Below are 15,551 nucleotides of genomic sequence, written 5' to 3'. Positions count from 1 at the left end.
ACGATAGGAGGCATGTAGGTCAGATCCTGTCCTCGACTGCCGCCCGTCCGTGAAGTGACGTCCTGTCAGCAGCCTGTCGGCGGCGCGACAGCGGTGACGGCGGTATGCCGGCGCGCCGACGGCGGCGGCCGGGAGCCTGGTGCACGGCAGCACACGATCCAAGGGAGGCACGTCATGTCCGACAGCACCCGGCCGCACCACTCGCGCCCGACCTCGGTCCTGGTCTCCGGCGCCGGGATCGCCGGCACCGCCCTCGCCCACTGGCTGGACCGCTACGGCTTCCGCGTCACCGTCGTCGAGCGCGCCCCGTCGCTGCGCGGCGGCGGCCAGCCGGTGGACATCCGCGGCAACGCCCTCGAAGTCGTCGACCGGATGGGCCTGTTGACGAGCGTCCGCGCACGCCGCACCGGCCTGCGCGGGATGTCCGTGGTCGACGCGGACGGCCGCGAGCTGAGCCGCACCACCGAGTGGACGGCCAGCGGCGGGCCGGTCGACGGCCCCGACGTCGAGATCCTGCGCGACGAACTCGCCCACCTGATCGGCGAGGTGGCCGGCCGGGGCGTCGAGTACCGCTTCGACGACTCGATCGACACCCTGGTCCAGCACGAGGAGGGCGTCCACGTGCGCTTCCGCAGCGGCTCCGAGCGCTCCTACGACCTGCTGGTCGGCGCCGACGGCCTGCACTCCCACACCCGGCGCCTGGTCTTCGGCCCGGAGCGCGACCACCTGCACCCCATCGGCGCCTACATCGCCGCCTGGAGCGTGCCCAACCACCTCGGCCTCGACCACTGGCAGGTGATCCACCGGCCCGTCGGCCGGGCCGACCGGATCTGCATGGCGATGACCGTGCGCCACAACGTCGAACTGCGCTTCTTCCTCGGCTTCGGCTCCGACGAGCCGGTCGAGCGCATGCTCCCGCGCGACCCCGCCGACCAGCGCCGGCTGGTCGCCGCGCAGGCCGCCGGGATCGGCTGGGAGGTGCCGCGCTTCCTGGCGGCACTGGGGGAGACGGACGTCTTCCACTACGACGTGGTCGCCCAGATCCGGATGGACCGCTGGTCGCACGGCCGGGTCGCGCTGCTCGGCGACGCCGGGTACTGCTGCTCCCCGCTCACCGGCCAGGGCACCAGCGTGGCCCTGACCGCCGCCTACGTCCTGGCCGGCGAACTGCACGCGGCCGACGGCGACCACCGCACGGCCTACCCCGCGTACGAGCGGCGCCTGCGCGACCACGTCGCCGCCAACCAGGCCATCCTCGACCTGACCGGTGCCCGCCTGACCGCCGGCGCCCCGGAGGAGTCCGGGCCCTTCGGCGGCTACGACGAGCCCGGCCCGGAGATGGAGGCGGCCTTCCGCGCCGCCACGCTCTTCGACCTGCCCGACTACTGACGTCCTGACGCCCGCCGGGGGAGGGACCCCGCCGCGGCGGGCGGGGGCCCGCTCGCCCCCGCCCGCCCCGGCCGGGGCGGTCTACTTCTTGACCGGGCGCGGGTGGTCGTGGTTGTAGATGCCGAGGGCGGCGGATCCGCCGTCTCCCACGGCTTCGGCGATGCGCCGCACGGTGCCGGCACGCGCGTCACCGGCGACGAAGACGCCGTCCGCGTGCGTCATGTTGAACGAGGCGTGCTGGTCGGCGGGGGGTACGGTCTCCAGGCCGTTCTTGAGGATGTTCACCTTCAGGGCCGTCAGCCACGCCTTCGTCGTCTCGTCGAACCCCTCGGCGCCGATCAGCGCGTAGGCGGCCGCCACGGGCAGGGTGTCGGTGGCGGGCTTCTGCTTGTCGGCCGGGCCCACCAGCACCTTGGTGAGCTTCGGGAGCTTCGTGGTGGTGTCGGTCTCGCCGATGAACTCGCGGACGACGGTGCCCTCGCGGACCTCCACGAAGTCGCTCAGCGCCTTGATCCGGGAGGCGCTCGCCTCCAGCATGTCGTCCTTCAGGGCACCCCGGACGATCAGGATCGTCCGGATGCCGGCCTCGGCGAACATGATGGCCGCGAGGGCCGCGGTGTCACCGCCGCCGATGATCGCCACGCGGTCCTTGGTGTCCCGGTACAGGTCGGCGTCGCCGGGCAGGGCGCTGTAGTACAGCCCCACCCCCGCGTAGGTGGCCGCGTCCTTGCCCTCGTGCCTCCGGATGTTGAGGCCGAACGCGAGGACGACGGACCTCGCCCGCACCTTCTTCGGCGTGCCCACGTCGGCCTGGGTGTTGTCCCGGTCCCCGGTGCTCGGGGTCGCGGTCAGCGTGAAGGGGTGGTCGCCCGAGGCCTCCTTGGCGGCGTCGGTCACGCGGTGGCCGGGGATCCAGGCGATCCCGTAGGTGTCCGCGTGGCGGTGCCAGAGGTTGGCCAGTTCCGCCGCCTCGATCCCGTCCGGGAAGCCGAGGTAGTTGGTGATCCTGTTGATCGCGGTGGCGGCCTCCCCGCCCGGGGCGAACTCCTCGACGATGAGGGGGGTCTGGCCGTAGAGCGCCTTGAGGTTGACGGCCGCCGAGATGCCCGCCGGCCCGCCGCCCACGACGGCGACGTCGCAGACGTACTCGCCGCTCTTGGAGTCGGGCGTCGCCTCCAGCACGAGGCCCAGTTCGTGGGCGAGCCCGATCAGGGAGGGATCGGCCAGGGAGACCGGGTTCTCCTTCGGCTTCTGGACGGTGACCAGCACCTTCTTCCCGCTCGGGGGGTCCTTCTCGTCGTGCGCGTACGCCACCCCGTTCAGGCGCAGGAACCGCTCGACGACGAAGACCTCCCGCTGCTTCCGGTGCCCGTGCACGACGACGGTCGCCTGGTCGGGCAGGACCCGCTCGTACAGCGTCCGTTCGAGGGCGAGCTCCAGCGGCTCGTCGAGGGCCCCCTCCGCGTCGGCGGGGACGGTGACCCGCCGCACGCCGCCCTCGTCACCGGGGGCCCGTCCGGCGTCCGGGCCCGCCTGCGTCCCGGGCACCAGCGACAGCCGGCCGACGTCCGGCAGGGCGGTCGCGGACTCCTGGAGGAAGGTGTGCCCGCCGTCGGCGATCCGCTCGTCGGCGAGGACGGCCGCCAGCTCGGGCGCCTCGCGCAGCTCCGCGCTCGCGTGGACGGCGTCGTCGTAGGTGAACACGCCCTGGACGCGGTAGTGGCCGTAGAAGTAGTCCTCCACCTGCCGGGCCAGGTCCGCGCCCCGCACCGGATCGGAGTAGGCGAGGAGGATCACCGGGCGCTTGTCGTGGGTCATGGCTTCCGTGCCTTTCTGGTCGGCTTCCACCCCCGAGGGCCGGTCCCGCCGACGCACGACCGGCGAAGCGGGCGGGAGCGGGGCCAGGGGGATGCGCTACGTACACCAACCATGACACCGGGTCGTCCCGCCCCTCCGTCATTGCGGGAGCGGGCTCCTCACGCGTGTCGAACGGGGGGTGACCGGCGCTCGGAGCGCGCGCCGTCGGCCTGGGGCCCCGCACGCGGAGAGCCCGCCGGCGGTCCGCCGGCGGGCTCTCCGGCCGCCACCCCGGTCCGGGCGGCGGCTGTGGCGTCCTGGGATCAGACGGTGACCCGCTCGGCGTGTGCCGTCCGCGGGGCGGTCGGCTGCCCGGCCGCGGCGGGGGCGTTCTCCCGGGGCGCGGGGAGGGCGGCCATGATCAGGGCGGAGATCGCGATGGTCGCCGCCCAGGCGAGCCCGTACCTGCCGACCGGGGTGTCGGACAGGGGTCCCGCGAACCAGTCGCAGCGGGTGAAGGCGAGGCCGGTCAGCAGCGCGAGGCTCCAGGCCGTCATCGCCTGCCAGCAGAAGCCGCCCTTGTACCAGTAGCGGCTGGTCCTGCCGGTGTCCATCAGCGCGGCGGCGTCGTAGCGCACCGTGCGCGAGCGGCGCCGGGCCATGTCCACCGCGTAGACGCCGATCCAGGCGGAGAAGGAGACGGCGAGCAGGGTCAGGAAGGTGATGAAGGAGCCGAGGAAGCTCTTGGCGACCAGCATCAGCAGCAGGCCGGCGACGAGCGAGATCACGGCATTGATGCTGACCGCCAGGGCGCGCGGCAGCTTCACGCCCATGGTCTGCGCGGTGAAGCCGGCCGAGTACATGGAGAGGCTGTTGATCAGCAGCATGCCCACGACGGCGGTCAGCAGGTAGGGCACGGCCAGCCAGGTCGGCAGCAGGTCGCCGAGGAAGGAGACCGGGTCGGCGGCCTCGGCCAGGCCGGGGGAGGCGACCGCCATCACGGCGCCCATCAGCACCATCGGCACCATGACGAGGCCGGCGCCGGAGACCGTCACGCCGGCGATCTTCCGGCCGGAGGCGCTGTGCGGCAGGTAGCGGGCGAAGTCGGGACCGGTGGGGACCCAGCTGATGCCGCCGGCGGCGATGGTCCCGATGCCGGCGATCATCATCGCGGTGGTGCCCGCGGGCCTGGCGAACACCTCGCTCCAGTGGATGGTCGCGAGGAGGTAGCCCAGGACCAGGATGCTGAAGACGCCGAAGAGGTACGTCGACCAGGTGCTGCAGAGGTTCAGCGCCTTGCGGCCCATGCCGGAGACCAGGAAGGTGCAGGCGACGAAGGCGACGAGCGTGACGACGATCAGCGCCGTGTTGCTCCGTACGCCGAAGAGCAGGTCGAGGACGGTCAGCACGGCGTAGGCGCCGGTGACGGCGTTGATCGTCTCCCAGCCGAACCGGGCGACCCAGAGGATCGCGCCGGGGAACAGGTTGCCGCGCACGCCGAAGGCCGCCCGGGAGAGCGTGGCGCCCGGGGCCCCGCCCCACTTCCCGGAGACCGACAGCACGCCGACCAGGCCGAAGGAGACGACCGCGGCGCACGCGGCGACGATCAGGACCTGCCAGAAGTTCAACCGGTTGAACACCACCAGGGCCGCACCCATGGTGAGCAGCAGGACGCTGATGTTCGCCGCGACCCAGGTCGGGAAGAGCTCGCGGACCGTGCCCCGGCGCTCGTGGTCCGGGACGGGCTCGATGCCGCGCGTCTCGATCGCGCCGCCGGTGTCGACGGTGGACGGGTTGTCCATGAGGGTGGCTCCGTGCGTGGGAAAGCGGGAGATGAAATGGGCAAATCGGATATTTATGGAACTCTTCGCGCGTAGCGCGTGAGCTGTTCATCCTACTTTGCCTGCATCCGCTCCGGATTCGGCCCGCCTCCCTCGCCGCCCGCACCCCGTCCTGCCCGTCACCGCCTGTGCGCAGTCGGTCACCGTCGAGCCGCGCCGCAGGCATGATCGGGCCCCGCTCGCCGTCGCCCGTCGCACATCTGTCGGACCGTCACATGAGTTGCTACAGTCCCTGTTCGCAGTGACATTGCACATGCCGGAGTCCCGCGCGATCCACCAGAGAATGTGGAGTACAGCCATGGGTTCGCTTCCTCGCCGCGTCGCCGCCGTAACCCTCACCACGGCGGCCCTGCTCGGCCTCGCCGGTGTCACGACCAGTGCGTCGGCCACCGCGATCAGGTACTTCAAGGCCTACGGCGTCAACCCGACCTATGCCGCCCCCCGGGCCTGGGCCGCCGCGCACGCCGCGGGCTACACCAACGACCAGTGCAGCCAGGAGAACGAGCTCATCTCGCCCGGATACTGGCAGGTCATCGTCACCTGTGTGAGCTGAGCACGGGTTCCGCCGGCGGTCCGCTCCGGGCCGCCGTGACCGGCTCCTCGTGCCGGCAGGCCTCCCGTTCCGTCGACCCCCGCCACGCGTCGGGGCGCCGGGGCGGGAGGCCCGGTGCTCTCCCCCTTCCGCCCGGCGGAGGAGGCGCGCCGAACAGTGTGGCCACCGTGACCGGGGTGGCCACGACGGGACTTCTCCGCAGGTGCATGCCAAGCGCCCCGGTGTGACACCACGCACACCACCAGGGCCCCTCCGGACACCCCGCAGCCCATGCCCCCGACGGCCGGATGTGACAGAACCCCGACGTTGCGGACGCGCTCCGGGCGGCGGAAGGATCGAGGTATGCCTGAACCGCGTACCGTCGTCATCGCCGCGTTCCCCGGAGTCGAGCTGCTGGAGGTGACCGGCCCGGCGGAGGTGTTCTCCGTCGCCTCCCGGCTGGTCGGAGGCGACGCACCCGCCTACCGGGTCGAGATCGCCGCCGCGCGGAGCGGCCCGCTGCCGACCGCCGCGGGCGTCGGCCTGGTCGCCGGACGGTCGCTGGCCGAGGTGGGCGCGGGCGTCGACACCCTCCTGGTGGCCGGCGCCATGGACAGCGTCGACGGCCGGTACCGCGCCGTCGTCGACCGGGACGTCGTCGCGTTCCTGCCCGGCGCGGCCGCGGCCGCCCGCAGGGTCGGCGGTGTGTGCGCCGGCGTCCACCTGCTCGCCGAGGCCGGACTCCTCGCCGGCCTGCCCGCCACCACCCACTGGCTGACTGCCGGTCAGCTGGCCGCGCAGTACCCGGACATCGACGTCGACCCGGATCCGATCTTCATCAGGGCCGGGCGGATCTGGACCTGCGCGGGCGTGACCGCCGCCCTGGACCTCGCCCTCGCCATGGTGGCCGAGGACCACGGACCGGCGCTCGCCCTCGACGCCGCCCGCGCCATGGTCATGTACGTCAAACGCCCCGGCGGGCAGACCCAGTTCAGTGTGCCGCTCTCCCTCCAGAGCAGCACCGACGACCGCATCGACGAACTCCGCCGCTGGATCGACGACCACCTCGCCGAACGGATCCCGGTCGAGGCGATGGCCGCCCGGATGCACCTGAGCGTGCGCCACTTCACCCGGGTCTTCCGCGACTGCACCGGCCGCACCCCGGCCGGCTACCTGGAGGCGGTCCGGGTCGAGGCGGCCCGCCGTCTCCTCGAAGAGTCCGCGCGCAGCCTGCCCGACATCGCGGCCGCCAGCGGGCTCGGCTCGGTGGAGACCCTGCACCGGGCCTTCCGCCGCCGCCTCGGCGCCACCCCGGCCGAGTACCGCCGCCGGTTCCGGCCGCACGCCACCGCTCGCTGAGCCACGCCGCCCGCCGAGCCGCACCACTCGCCGAGCACGCCCTTCACACTCCCTGGGAGCAACCCCCTTGTCCCGTACCAAGGTCATCCCGATACCGGTCCTGGGCCGGCACGCCGTCAACGCCTACCTCCTGCTCGGCCGCCACCCGGTCCTCGTCGACGCCGGGACACCCGGCAGCGGCCGGCGCATCGTCGACCAGGTCGCCGCCCACGGCGTCGACCCGCAGGACATCCGCCTCCTCGTCGTCACCCACGGCCACATCGACCACTTCGGATCCGCCGCCGAGCTGCGCCGCCTCACCGGCGCGCCGATCGCCGCGCACGCCGCCGACCTGGGCCCCTACCGCACCGGCCGGGTCCGCGAACCGTACCTGCCCACCGGGCCGATGGGGCGGCTCATGGCCCGCAACCCGAAGCTCCACGAACACACCGAACCCTTCGAGCCCGACCTCCTCGTCCACGGCGAGAGCGGCCTCGCGGACTTCGGCGTCGACGGCCGCGTCATCCCCACCCCGGGCCACACCGCCGGTTCCGTCTCCGTCCTCACCGACGACGGTGAACTGGTGGCCGGCGACCTCATCGCCAACTCCTTCATGGGGCTCATCCGGGGCCGCCCCGCCAACCCGCCCTTCCACGACGACCCGCTCGCCAACCTCGCGAGCCTCCGTGCGATGCTCGACCTCAAGCCCACCCGCCTCCATGTCGGCCACGGCACCCCCCTGGACCCGGCCCGCGCCGCCCGCTGGGCGGCCGCGGAACAGCACCGCCTCCAACGCCGCGCTGCCCGGGGTCGGCTGAGGACCAGACCGCAGGACCCGGAGAACGCCCCATCGGAGCCCCGGACTGCATCAGGGTGACCGCGGGACCGTGCGGTTCGACGACCGAGCCGAACGCGGCGGCCACGGGAGGACGGTGTCGGTTTTCCGCCAGCTGGGGTGTGGGTGGGGTGGTCATGCTGGTGGTGCGTATGGGTTTGTTCCAGTGTTTCGGAGTGGGGTGGTTTGTGGTGGTACGTGGAGTGCCGCTGTCACGTGTCCATACGGTGGTGGACAGTCCGTATGGGTGGTTGACGTTGGTCGGCGAGAGCGGCCGGTTGGTGGGTCTGTACATGGAGGGTCAGCGGCACCGGCCGGCGGAGTCGGCGTTCGGGTGCCGGCTGGAGGGGTGGGAGGAGGAGCCGTTCGGGGAGACGGTGCGGCAGTTGGGGGAGTACTTCGCGGGGCGGTCCCATTCCTTCGACCTGCCGCTGGAGTTCCACGGGACGGAGTTCCAGAAGCGGGTGTGGGCGGCGTTGTGCGAGATCCCGTGCGGGCAGACGTGGACGTACGGGGAGTTGGCCCGGCACATCGGGTGCCCGACGTCGGCGCGGGCGGTGGGGCTGGCCAATGGAAAGAACCCCATCGGGGTGATCGTCCCCTGCCATCGGGTGGTCGGTTCGGACGGGAGCCTGACGGGCTACGGGGGCGGTCTTCACCGTAAGCGCCGGTTGCTGGACCACGAGCGCGCACTCGCGGGCACGGGCGGAGCCGAGCAGACCACGTTCTTCTGATCCCCCCTGGCCTGTGCTCCTCCCGCAGCCATGAGGGCGGGGCGGTTCCGGCTCTGCGGGAGACAGCTCCCGCAGAGCCGTGGGACGACCCTTCGACCCGCCTCAGAGCCCACCGCCAGGACATCGCCCACTCCCGAAACCCGCCGGAAAGCGCTTCCGGTGGTGCTCTTCCTTCTTCTCCGGGGGGCGGCCAGACGGTCCTGGGGCTGGTTGGTGTGGGGTGGTGTTAGTTGTCGATGGTGATGTTGTAGGTGTGGAGCCAGGCGTTGAGGGCGAGGGGGACTTCGAGGTCGATGCGGGTGATTTGGGTGCTTTCGTTGGTGATGGGGGTGTTGAGGCGTTGGTGGGTTTTTTTGAGGTCGAGGAGGGGGTGGATGGGGGCGTTGGGGTTGGTGAGGGTTTCGGCGAGGCGGTCGCGGAGGTTTTTTTCGTAGCCGGAGTCTTGGGTGCTGGGGTAGGGGGCTTTGACGCGTTGGGTGATGGAGGGGGGGAGGATGTCGCGGGTGGCGGCGCGGAGGAGGCTTTTTTCTCGGCCGTCGAATTTTTTCATGGCCCAGGGGGTGTTGAAGACGTATTCGACGAGGCGGTGGTCGCAGAAGGGGACGCGGACTTCGAGGCCGACGGCCATGCTCATGCGGTCTTTGCGGTCGAGGAGGGTGTTGACGAAGCGGGTGAGGTTGAGGTAGCCGAGTTCGCGCATGCGTTTTTCGAGGCCGGTTTGTCCGGGGAGGGTGGGGACTTCGGCGATGGCGTCGTGGTAGCTCTGGCGTCGGCGTTCGGGGAGGTTGAGGTGGGTGAGGAGGGTTTTGTCGAAGAGGGGGGTGCCGTCGTAGAAGGGGGCGGGGGTGGTGGTGAGCCAGGGGAAGGTTTCGGCGGTGAGGACTTCGGGGTCGTGGAACCAGCTGTAGCCGCCGAAGAGTTCGTCGGCGGATTCGCCGGACAGGGCGACGGTGGAGCGTTCGCGGACGGCGCGGAAGAGGAGGTAGAGGGAGGGCCAGAGGTCGCCGTACCAGACGGGGGGTTGGTCGGTGGCGGCGAGGACGGCGGCGCGGATGGCGGGGTCGCTGAGGTCGTCGCTGTCGAGGAGGATTTCTTTGTGGTCGGCTTGGACGAGTTCGGCGAGGTCGCGGACGTAGGGGGCGTCGGGGGTGGCGCGCAGGGGGTCGGGGACGAAGTTTTCGGCGGCGCCGACGAAGTCGACGGAGAAGGAGCGGACGGGGCCGGCGCCGTGGGTTTTGAGGGCTTTGGCGGCGAGGGCGGTGACGGCGGAGGAGTCGAGGCCGCCGGACAGGAGGCTGCACAGGGGGACGTCGGAGATGAGTTGGCGGGAGATGATGTCTTCGAGGAGTTCGCGGACGGTGGTGATGGTGGTGTCGAGGGAGTCGGTGTGTTCGCGGGCTTCGAGGGCCCAGTAGCGGTGTTTGGTGAGGCCTTGGCGTCCGACGCGGACGAGGTGGCCGGGGCGGATTTCGGCCATGCCGGTGAAGAGGGCGTGTTCGGGGGTTTTGACCATGTCGAGGATCTCGCGCAGGCCGTCGGCGTTGACGCGGCGGGGGACGGCGGGGTTGGCGAGGATGGCTTTGGGTTCGGAGCCGAAGAGGACGCCGTGGGGGGTGGGGAAGTAGAAGAGGGGTTTGACGCCCATGCGGTCGCGGTAGAGGACGAGTTCCTCGCGGCGGATGTCCCAGATGCCGAACGCGAACATGCCGTTGAGGCGGTGGACCATGTCGTGGCCCCACTGGAGGTAGGCGCGCAGGACGACTTCGGTGTCGCTGTTGGTGCGGAAGCGGTGGCCGAGGACGGTCAGTTCGGAGCGTAGTTCGCGGTAGTTGTAGATTTCGCCGCTGAAGGTGAGGACGGCCAGGGTCCGGCCGTCCTCTTCGGCGACCATGGGCTGGCGGCCGCCTTCGAGGTCGATGACGGACAGCCGGCGGTGGCCGATGGCGGCGTGGCGGTCGATCCAGGTGCCTTCGGCGTCGGGGCCGCGGCAGGCCATGGTGTCGGTCATCGCGTTGACGGTGGCGTGTTCGAGGGTCAGGTCACGCTCGAAGTCCACCCAGCCGACTATTCCGCACATGTGTGGTGTCCTCTCGGTAGGTGATGGTGGCGGGGGGCGTGGCCGTGCCGGGCCGCGCGGGTGGGCGCCCGTGGTGCCGGGCCCGTGCGGGCGGGCCGGGGTGCGGGGCGCCGTGGGGTGGGGCGGGATACGGGTGTGGTGCCGTGGTGCCGTGGTGCGTTCGGGCCTCGGTGTGTGTGCCGCCGGGGTGCGGCGGCGCACCCGTGCCGAGGGCGGCGCGGGTGCCACGGCACGCGGTGGTGCCGGTGGTGCAGGGGGGTGTGGCGCGTGGTGTGTCGCTGCGGTGGTGCAGGTGCGCAGCGTGGTGCAGGTGCAGGGGTGTGGCGGGTGCTGCGTGGCCCCGGTGGTGGCGGGGCCGGCGGGGGTGGCGCGTCACGGGTGGTGCGGGGTGTTGTGCGTGCGTGTTGCCCGGGGTGGTGCATCGCGGGGGTGCCGCGTTGCTCCGGTGGTGCGGTGTTGTTCGGGTTCTGCGGGGTGGTGCTGGGGCCGGTGCGGGTGTCGCGTCACGGGTGGTGCGCGGGTGTGGCGCGTGCCGTGTGGCTCCGGTGTGGGGCCGTGTGGCCCCGGGGTGATGCTTGGGTGGTGCGGGTGCCGCGTCCCGGGTGGTGCACGGGTGTGGCGCGTTGCGTGTGGCCTCGGGTGGTGCGGGGGCCGGCGTATCTGCTGCCCCACGCGGTGGTGCATGGCGCAGGGTGGTGCAGGTGCTGCGGTGGCGCGGGGTGTGGCGGGTGCCGCGTTGCCGGGGTGGTGCATCGCGCGGGTGCCGCGTCGCTCCGGTGGTGCAGGGGCGGTGCGGGTACCGCGTGGTTCCCGGTGGTGTGGTGCGATGTTGTTCGGGTTCTGCGGGGTGGTGCTGGGGCGGGTGCGGGTGTCGCGTCACGGGTGGTGCGCGGGTGTGGCGCGTGCCGCGTGGCTCCGGTGTGGGGCCGCGTGGCCCCGGGGTGGTGCTCGGGTGGTGCGGGTTGTGGCAGGTGCCGCGTTGCTCCGGTGTGGCGGGGCCGGCGGGGGTGGCGCGTCACGGTGGTGCAGGGTGTTGCGCGTGCGCGTTGCCCGGGGTGGTGCATCGCGCAGGGTGCCGCGTTGCTCCGGTGGTGCCGGGGTGGTGCGGGTGCTGCGTGGTTCCCGGTGGTGTGGTGCGGTGTTGCTCGGGTTCCGCGGGTGGTGCTGGGGCCGGCCGGAGGTGCCGCGTGGCTCCGGTGTGGGGCCGTGTGGCCCCGGGGGTGGTGCTTGGGTGGTGCGGGTCTCGCGTCACGGGTGGTGCAGGGGCGTGGCGCGTTGCGTGTGGCTCCGGGTGGTGCGGGGGCCGGCGTATCTGCTGCCCCTGTGCGGTGGTGCATGGCGCAGGGTGGTGCGGGCGGTGCAGGGGTGGTGCGGGTGCCGCGTTGCCCCGGTGGTGCGGTGTTGCTCGGATTGCGCGGGGTGGTGCTGGGGCGGGTGCGGGTGTCGCGTCACGGGTGGTGCACGGGTGTGGCGCGTGCCGTGTGGCTCCGGTGTGGGGCCGTGTGGCCCGGGGGTGGTGCTTGCGTGCCGCGTGGCTCCGGTGGTGCTGGCGCGGCTGCCGGCTGCCGGGTGTTGCGTCGCTCCGGTGGTGTTGGGGTGGTGTGGGTGGGGTGTGGTGGGTGGTGCGGTGCCCTGGTTGGTGTGGGCACCGCGTTGCCCGGGTGTGGTGTTGCCGCGTGCCGCGTGGCTGGGTGCTGCGTGGCTGGGTGCCCGCGTTGCTGGGGTGTGGTGGGTGGTCAGGGTTGGGGGGTGGTGGGCCAGGTGTGGCGGCGGGTGAGGTGGAGGAGGGTGGTGAGGACCATGAGGGTGGCGGTGAGGCCGCCGAGGGTCATGACGGTGGAGGGGGAGGTGCGGTCGACGATGCTGCCGCCGATGAGGGCGCCGAGGGAGATGGTGGCTTGGAAGGAGGCGGTGAACAGGACGGAGGCGGCTTCGGGGGCGGTGGGTGCGGCTTTGGCGAACCAGGTTTGGGAGGAGACGGGGACGGCTCCGTAGGCGATGCCCCAGACGATGAGGAGGGCGATGGCGCCGGTGTCGCTGTGGCCGAGGACGGGGAGCAGGAGGGTGGCGGTGGCGAGGAGGGCGGCGGCGGCGCCGAAGCCGGTGCGGGGGTGGCGGGTGACCAGTGAGCTGCCGAGGAAGTTGCCGGCGATGCCGGCGGCGCCGTAGATGAGGAGGAACACGGTGATCGCGCGGGAGCCGGCGTGGGTGACCTGTTCGAGGAAGGGGGTGACGTAGGTGTAGGTCCCGAAGTGGGCGAGGACGATCAGGAAGGTCAGTGCCAGGGCGTAGCGGGTGTTGGTGCTGCGGAACTGGGCGCGCAGGACGCTCAGGCGGGTGGTCTCGGTGGGGGGCAGGGGTGGCATGACGGCGAGGAGGAGGGCGAGGATGGCGACGGTGAGGACGCCCATGACGACGAAGGCGGTGCGCCATCCGGCGATGTCGCCGATGAAGGTGCCGACGGGGACGCCGAGGACGGAGCCGAGGGGGACGGCGGAGAAGATGACGGAGACGGCTCGTGCGACTTTGTCGGGGGGGACGAGGCGTTCGGCGAGTCCTGCGCCGATGGACCAGAAGCCGCCGATGGTGATGCCGACCATGACGCGGGAGACGAGGACCAGCCAGTAGTCGGGTGCTGCGGCGGCGAGGAAGTTCGCCAGGGCGAGCAGCAGCATGAACACGGCGAGCATGAGCCGGCGGTCGATGCGTGCGGTGGCGGCGGTGACCAGGGGTGCGGAGATCGCCGCCAGGAATCCGGGCATGGTCATCATCAGCCCCGCCATCCCGTCGGAGATGGTGAAGCTGGAGCCGATCGATGTGAGCAGTCCGATCGGGAGGATTTCGGTTGTGACGATCGAGAAGATCCCCAGCATTACCGACAATACCGCCAGCCACTCGATCACGGGTGATCGCAGGGGCCGGCCGGTTCCGCCTTCGAGCGATGTGGCGGTCGTCGTTGAGGCCATGAATTCCGTCCTGTGAAGGGCCTTTCGGTGCGCGACCAGTCCAGCAGGTCCCGGGGAGGGAGACTGGCAGCTTTGCGACATCACCCTTTCGGGGAGCGGGGCAGGGTGGTGGTGGCGGAGTCCGGGGTTCCGGGCGTGTGTGCAGGTCAGCGGGGTGGGGTGGGGTGGGGTGGGCGGGGTGGCGGGTGTGGGTGGGCGGTGGCAGGTCGTCCACGACTTCGGCAGGTCCGCGGGGATAAAGAAGTGGCTCCCGTGCTCTTGCGCCGGTGCTATGCTGATGCTGTGCGGGCTGTTCCTGTCCGCGGGTTCCGTGTCGTGTCACGGTATTTGCCGGATACTTCGGCAAGACTCTATTGACCGGGAACGTTCCGGCGGTGACGGTATGAGTCATGCCGATTTCTCTAGCTTTGGTTTTTGCTGCAGGAATCTCGGGTCTCGATCTTGCGGCGGCGCGTGAGGTGTTCGGTGTCGACCGTTCGGCGCTGGCTGATCCGTGGTACGACTTCGCGGCGTATGTGGTCGACAGTGTGGACAGCTGTGATGCGTGCCGGATCGAGCGGTTGTGCAGTCTGGAGGAGCTCGCGAAGGCGCACACCGTGGTGGTGCTGGGGTGGCCGGAGGTCACGCGGATGCCGTCGGCGGGTCTGTTGAATGCGCTGCGGGGGGCTCATGAGGCCGGTGCGCGGATGGTGTGTGCGGATACCGGGGCGTTCGTGTTGGCGGCCGCGGGGTTGCTGGACGGGCGGCGGGTGGCCACGCACTGGGCGCACGCGGATCTGCTGGCGGCCCGTTACCCGCGGGTGCGGGTGGACGCGGAGGCGTGGTGTGTCGACGAGGGGGATGTGCTGTCGTCGGCGGGTGGGGCGGCGACGTTGGATCTGTTCCTGCATCTGGTGCGGGTGGATCACGGTCCGGCGGTGGCGAAGGCGTTGGCGCACCGGTTGGTCACGCCGTTGCAGGGGGCGGACGAGCAGGTGCCGTCCCCGCCGGTGCCGGCTTGTGCGGGGGAGCCGGGTGCGGAGGATCCGTTGCTGACGGAGGTGCTGGCCTGGGCGGCGCAGCGGTTGGACCAGCAGGTGACGGTGGAGGTCATGGCGCAGCAGGCGAACGTGAGCCGTCGTACGTTGGTGCGGCGTTTTCGTGCGGGGACGGGGATGGCGCCTTTGCAGTGGCTGCTGACCCAGCGTGTGCAGCTTGCGCAGCGGCTTTTGGAGACCACTCATCTGAGTGTGGAGCAGGTTGCCGCGCAGACGGGGATGGGGACCGCGGCGACGTTGCGCCGGCATTTCACGCGCACGGTGGGGGTGCCTCCGGATTCCTACCGGCGCTGGTTCCGTGGCCGGGGCAGGGCCGAGTGGGGGTCCGCGGGCGCGCCCGCGGCGGCGGTCCCCAAGTCGTGACGCGCTTTGCGTGTCCGCGTCCTTCCCGGGACGCGGTGCGGGGCCGTGCGTGGGGGAGCGTTGCCGTCTGCGTGGTCCTGTCTTTCGGGTGCGGCGCCGTCGGGCGGTCGAGGCCGCGCCCGTGACGTCCTCCCCTGGCGCGGCATGCCCGGGGTGTGCGGGGACCTGTTCGCCTCGGCGGCCTGTCGGGCGCGGAACCGCCATGGGCCCGCAGCCGCAGCCGCGACATCCTTTCCGGTGTGCGGCGTCACGCAGTTCGCTGGGCTCCTTCGGCGGTCCGCAATCCTCCCGGGTGCGGTACTGCGTGCCCGCAGCCGTATGCGCGGCACTCTCCCGGGATGCGGCACGAGGTGGTGCGTGGTGGCCTGGCCGTACCCGCACGCTCTCCCGGCCGCGGGATCACCGCGCACTGGAAGCCGCGCCCGCATGCCCTCCCCGGGCTCGGCATCCCAGGGTGCGTGGGATCGCTCCCGCAGTCGGGAACCCTCCCGGGTGCGGTACTGCGTGCCCGCAGCCGTATGCGCGGCACTCTCCCGGGACGCGGCAGGAGGTGGTGCGTGGTGGCCTGGCCGTACCCGCACGCTCTCCCGGCCGCGGGATCACCGCGCACTGGAAGCCGCGCCCGCATGCCCTCCCCGGGCT

Annotated in this window: 10 protein-coding genes; 6 read left to right on the top strand and 4 right to left on the bottom strand. The window is 71.8% G+C overall.

From position 1 onward, the window contains the following. The first annotated feature begins 174 nt into the window (after positions 1-174). A complete protein-coding gene (locus ACF1AK_RS20580) occupies positions 175-1,389 on the top strand; it encodes an FAD-dependent monooxygenase (protein ID WP_391500235.1) in 1,215 nt (404 codons plus the stop codon). A gap of 81 nt (positions 1,390-1,470) precedes the next feature. On the opposite strand, the gene ACF1AK_RS20575 is transcribed toward ACF1AK_RS20580, so the two are convergent. Together ACF1AK_RS20575 and ACF1AK_RS20570 are read right to left on the bottom strand one after the other, a co-directional pair. After that, positions 1,471-3,207, bottom strand: coding sequence for an NAD(P)/FAD-dependent oxidoreductase (locus tag ACF1AK_RS20575; RefSeq protein ID WP_391500234.1), 1,737 nt, complete (start codon positions 3,205-3,207; stop codon positions 1,471-1,473). Positions 3,208-3,509: 302 nt separating this feature from the next. Then, positions 3,510-4,988, bottom strand: coding sequence for a purine-cytosine permease family protein (locus tag ACF1AK_RS20570; protein ID WP_391500233.1), 1,479 nt, complete (start codon positions 4,986-4,988; stop codon positions 3,510-3,512). Positions 4,989-5,325: 337 nt separating this feature from the next. Here ACF1AK_RS20570 and ACF1AK_RS20565 point away from each other — a divergent pair, with 337 nt between their 5' ends. The 4 genes from ACF1AK_RS20565 to ACF1AK_RS20550 all read left to right on the top strand — a co-directional run bounded on the left by ACF1AK_RS20565 (position 5,326) and on the right by ACF1AK_RS20550 (position 8,466). Beyond that, positions 5,326-5,580 carry a hypothetical protein gene (locus tag ACF1AK_RS20565; protein ID WP_391500232.1) on the top strand — a complete coding sequence of 85 codons (255 nt, stop codon included), beginning with the start codon at positions 5,326-5,328 and terminating at the stop codon, positions 5,578-5,580. Positions 5,581-5,922: 342 nt separating this feature from the next. Then, positions 5,923-6,918, top strand: a complete 996-nt coding sequence (locus tag ACF1AK_RS20560) for a GlxA family transcriptional regulator (protein WP_391500231.1) — start codon at positions 5,923-5,925, stop codon at positions 6,916-6,918. A 67-nt stretch (positions 6,919-6,985) separates the two neighbouring features. Next, complete coding sequence (locus ACF1AK_RS20555; RefSeq protein WP_391500230.1) at positions 6,986-7,774, top strand: MBL fold metallo-hydrolase; 789 nt, start codon at positions 6,986-6,988, stop codon at positions 7,772-7,774. A 110-nt stretch (positions 7,775-7,884) separates the two neighbouring features. Next, positions 7,885-8,466: a methylated-DNA--[protein]-cysteine S-methyltransferase gene (locus tag ACF1AK_RS20550; protein WP_391500385.1), complete on the top strand. Its 582-nt coding sequence runs from the start codon at positions 7,885-7,887 to the stop codon at positions 8,464-8,466. A gap of 226 nt (positions 8,467-8,692) precedes the next feature. On the opposite strand, the gene asnB is transcribed toward ACF1AK_RS20550, so the two are convergent. Further along, positions 8,693-10,543, bottom strand: coding sequence for an asparagine synthase (glutamine-hydrolyzing) (gene asnB / locus ACF1AK_RS20545; RefSeq protein ID WP_391500229.1), 1,851 nt, complete (start codon positions 10,541-10,543; stop codon positions 8,693-8,695). Between the two features lie 1,736 nt (positions 10,544-12,279). Beyond that, complete coding sequence (locus ACF1AK_RS20540) at positions 12,280-13,416, bottom strand: MFS transporter (RefSeq protein ID WP_391500228.1); 1,137 nt, start codon at positions 13,414-13,416, stop codon at positions 12,280-12,282. 482 nt (positions 13,417-13,898) lie between these two features. Here ACF1AK_RS20540 and ACF1AK_RS20535 point away from each other — a divergent pair, with 482 nt between their 5' ends. Further along, positions 13,899-14,909: a GlxA family transcriptional regulator gene (locus tag ACF1AK_RS20535; RefSeq protein WP_391500227.1), complete on the top strand. Its 1,011-nt coding sequence runs from the start codon at positions 13,899-13,901 to the stop codon at positions 14,907-14,909. Positions 14,910-15,551 lie beyond the last annotated feature (642 nt).

Origin of the sequence: Kitasatospora sp. NPDC015120, from assembly GCF_043080305.1 — a bacterium.
In the GTDB taxonomy this organism is placed as follows: Bacteria; Actinomycetota; Actinomycetes; order Streptomycetales; family Streptomycetaceae; genus Kitasatospora.
Note: the sequence above shows the minus strand (reverse complement) of the source record. Positions and strands in the feature narration are given on the sequence as shown.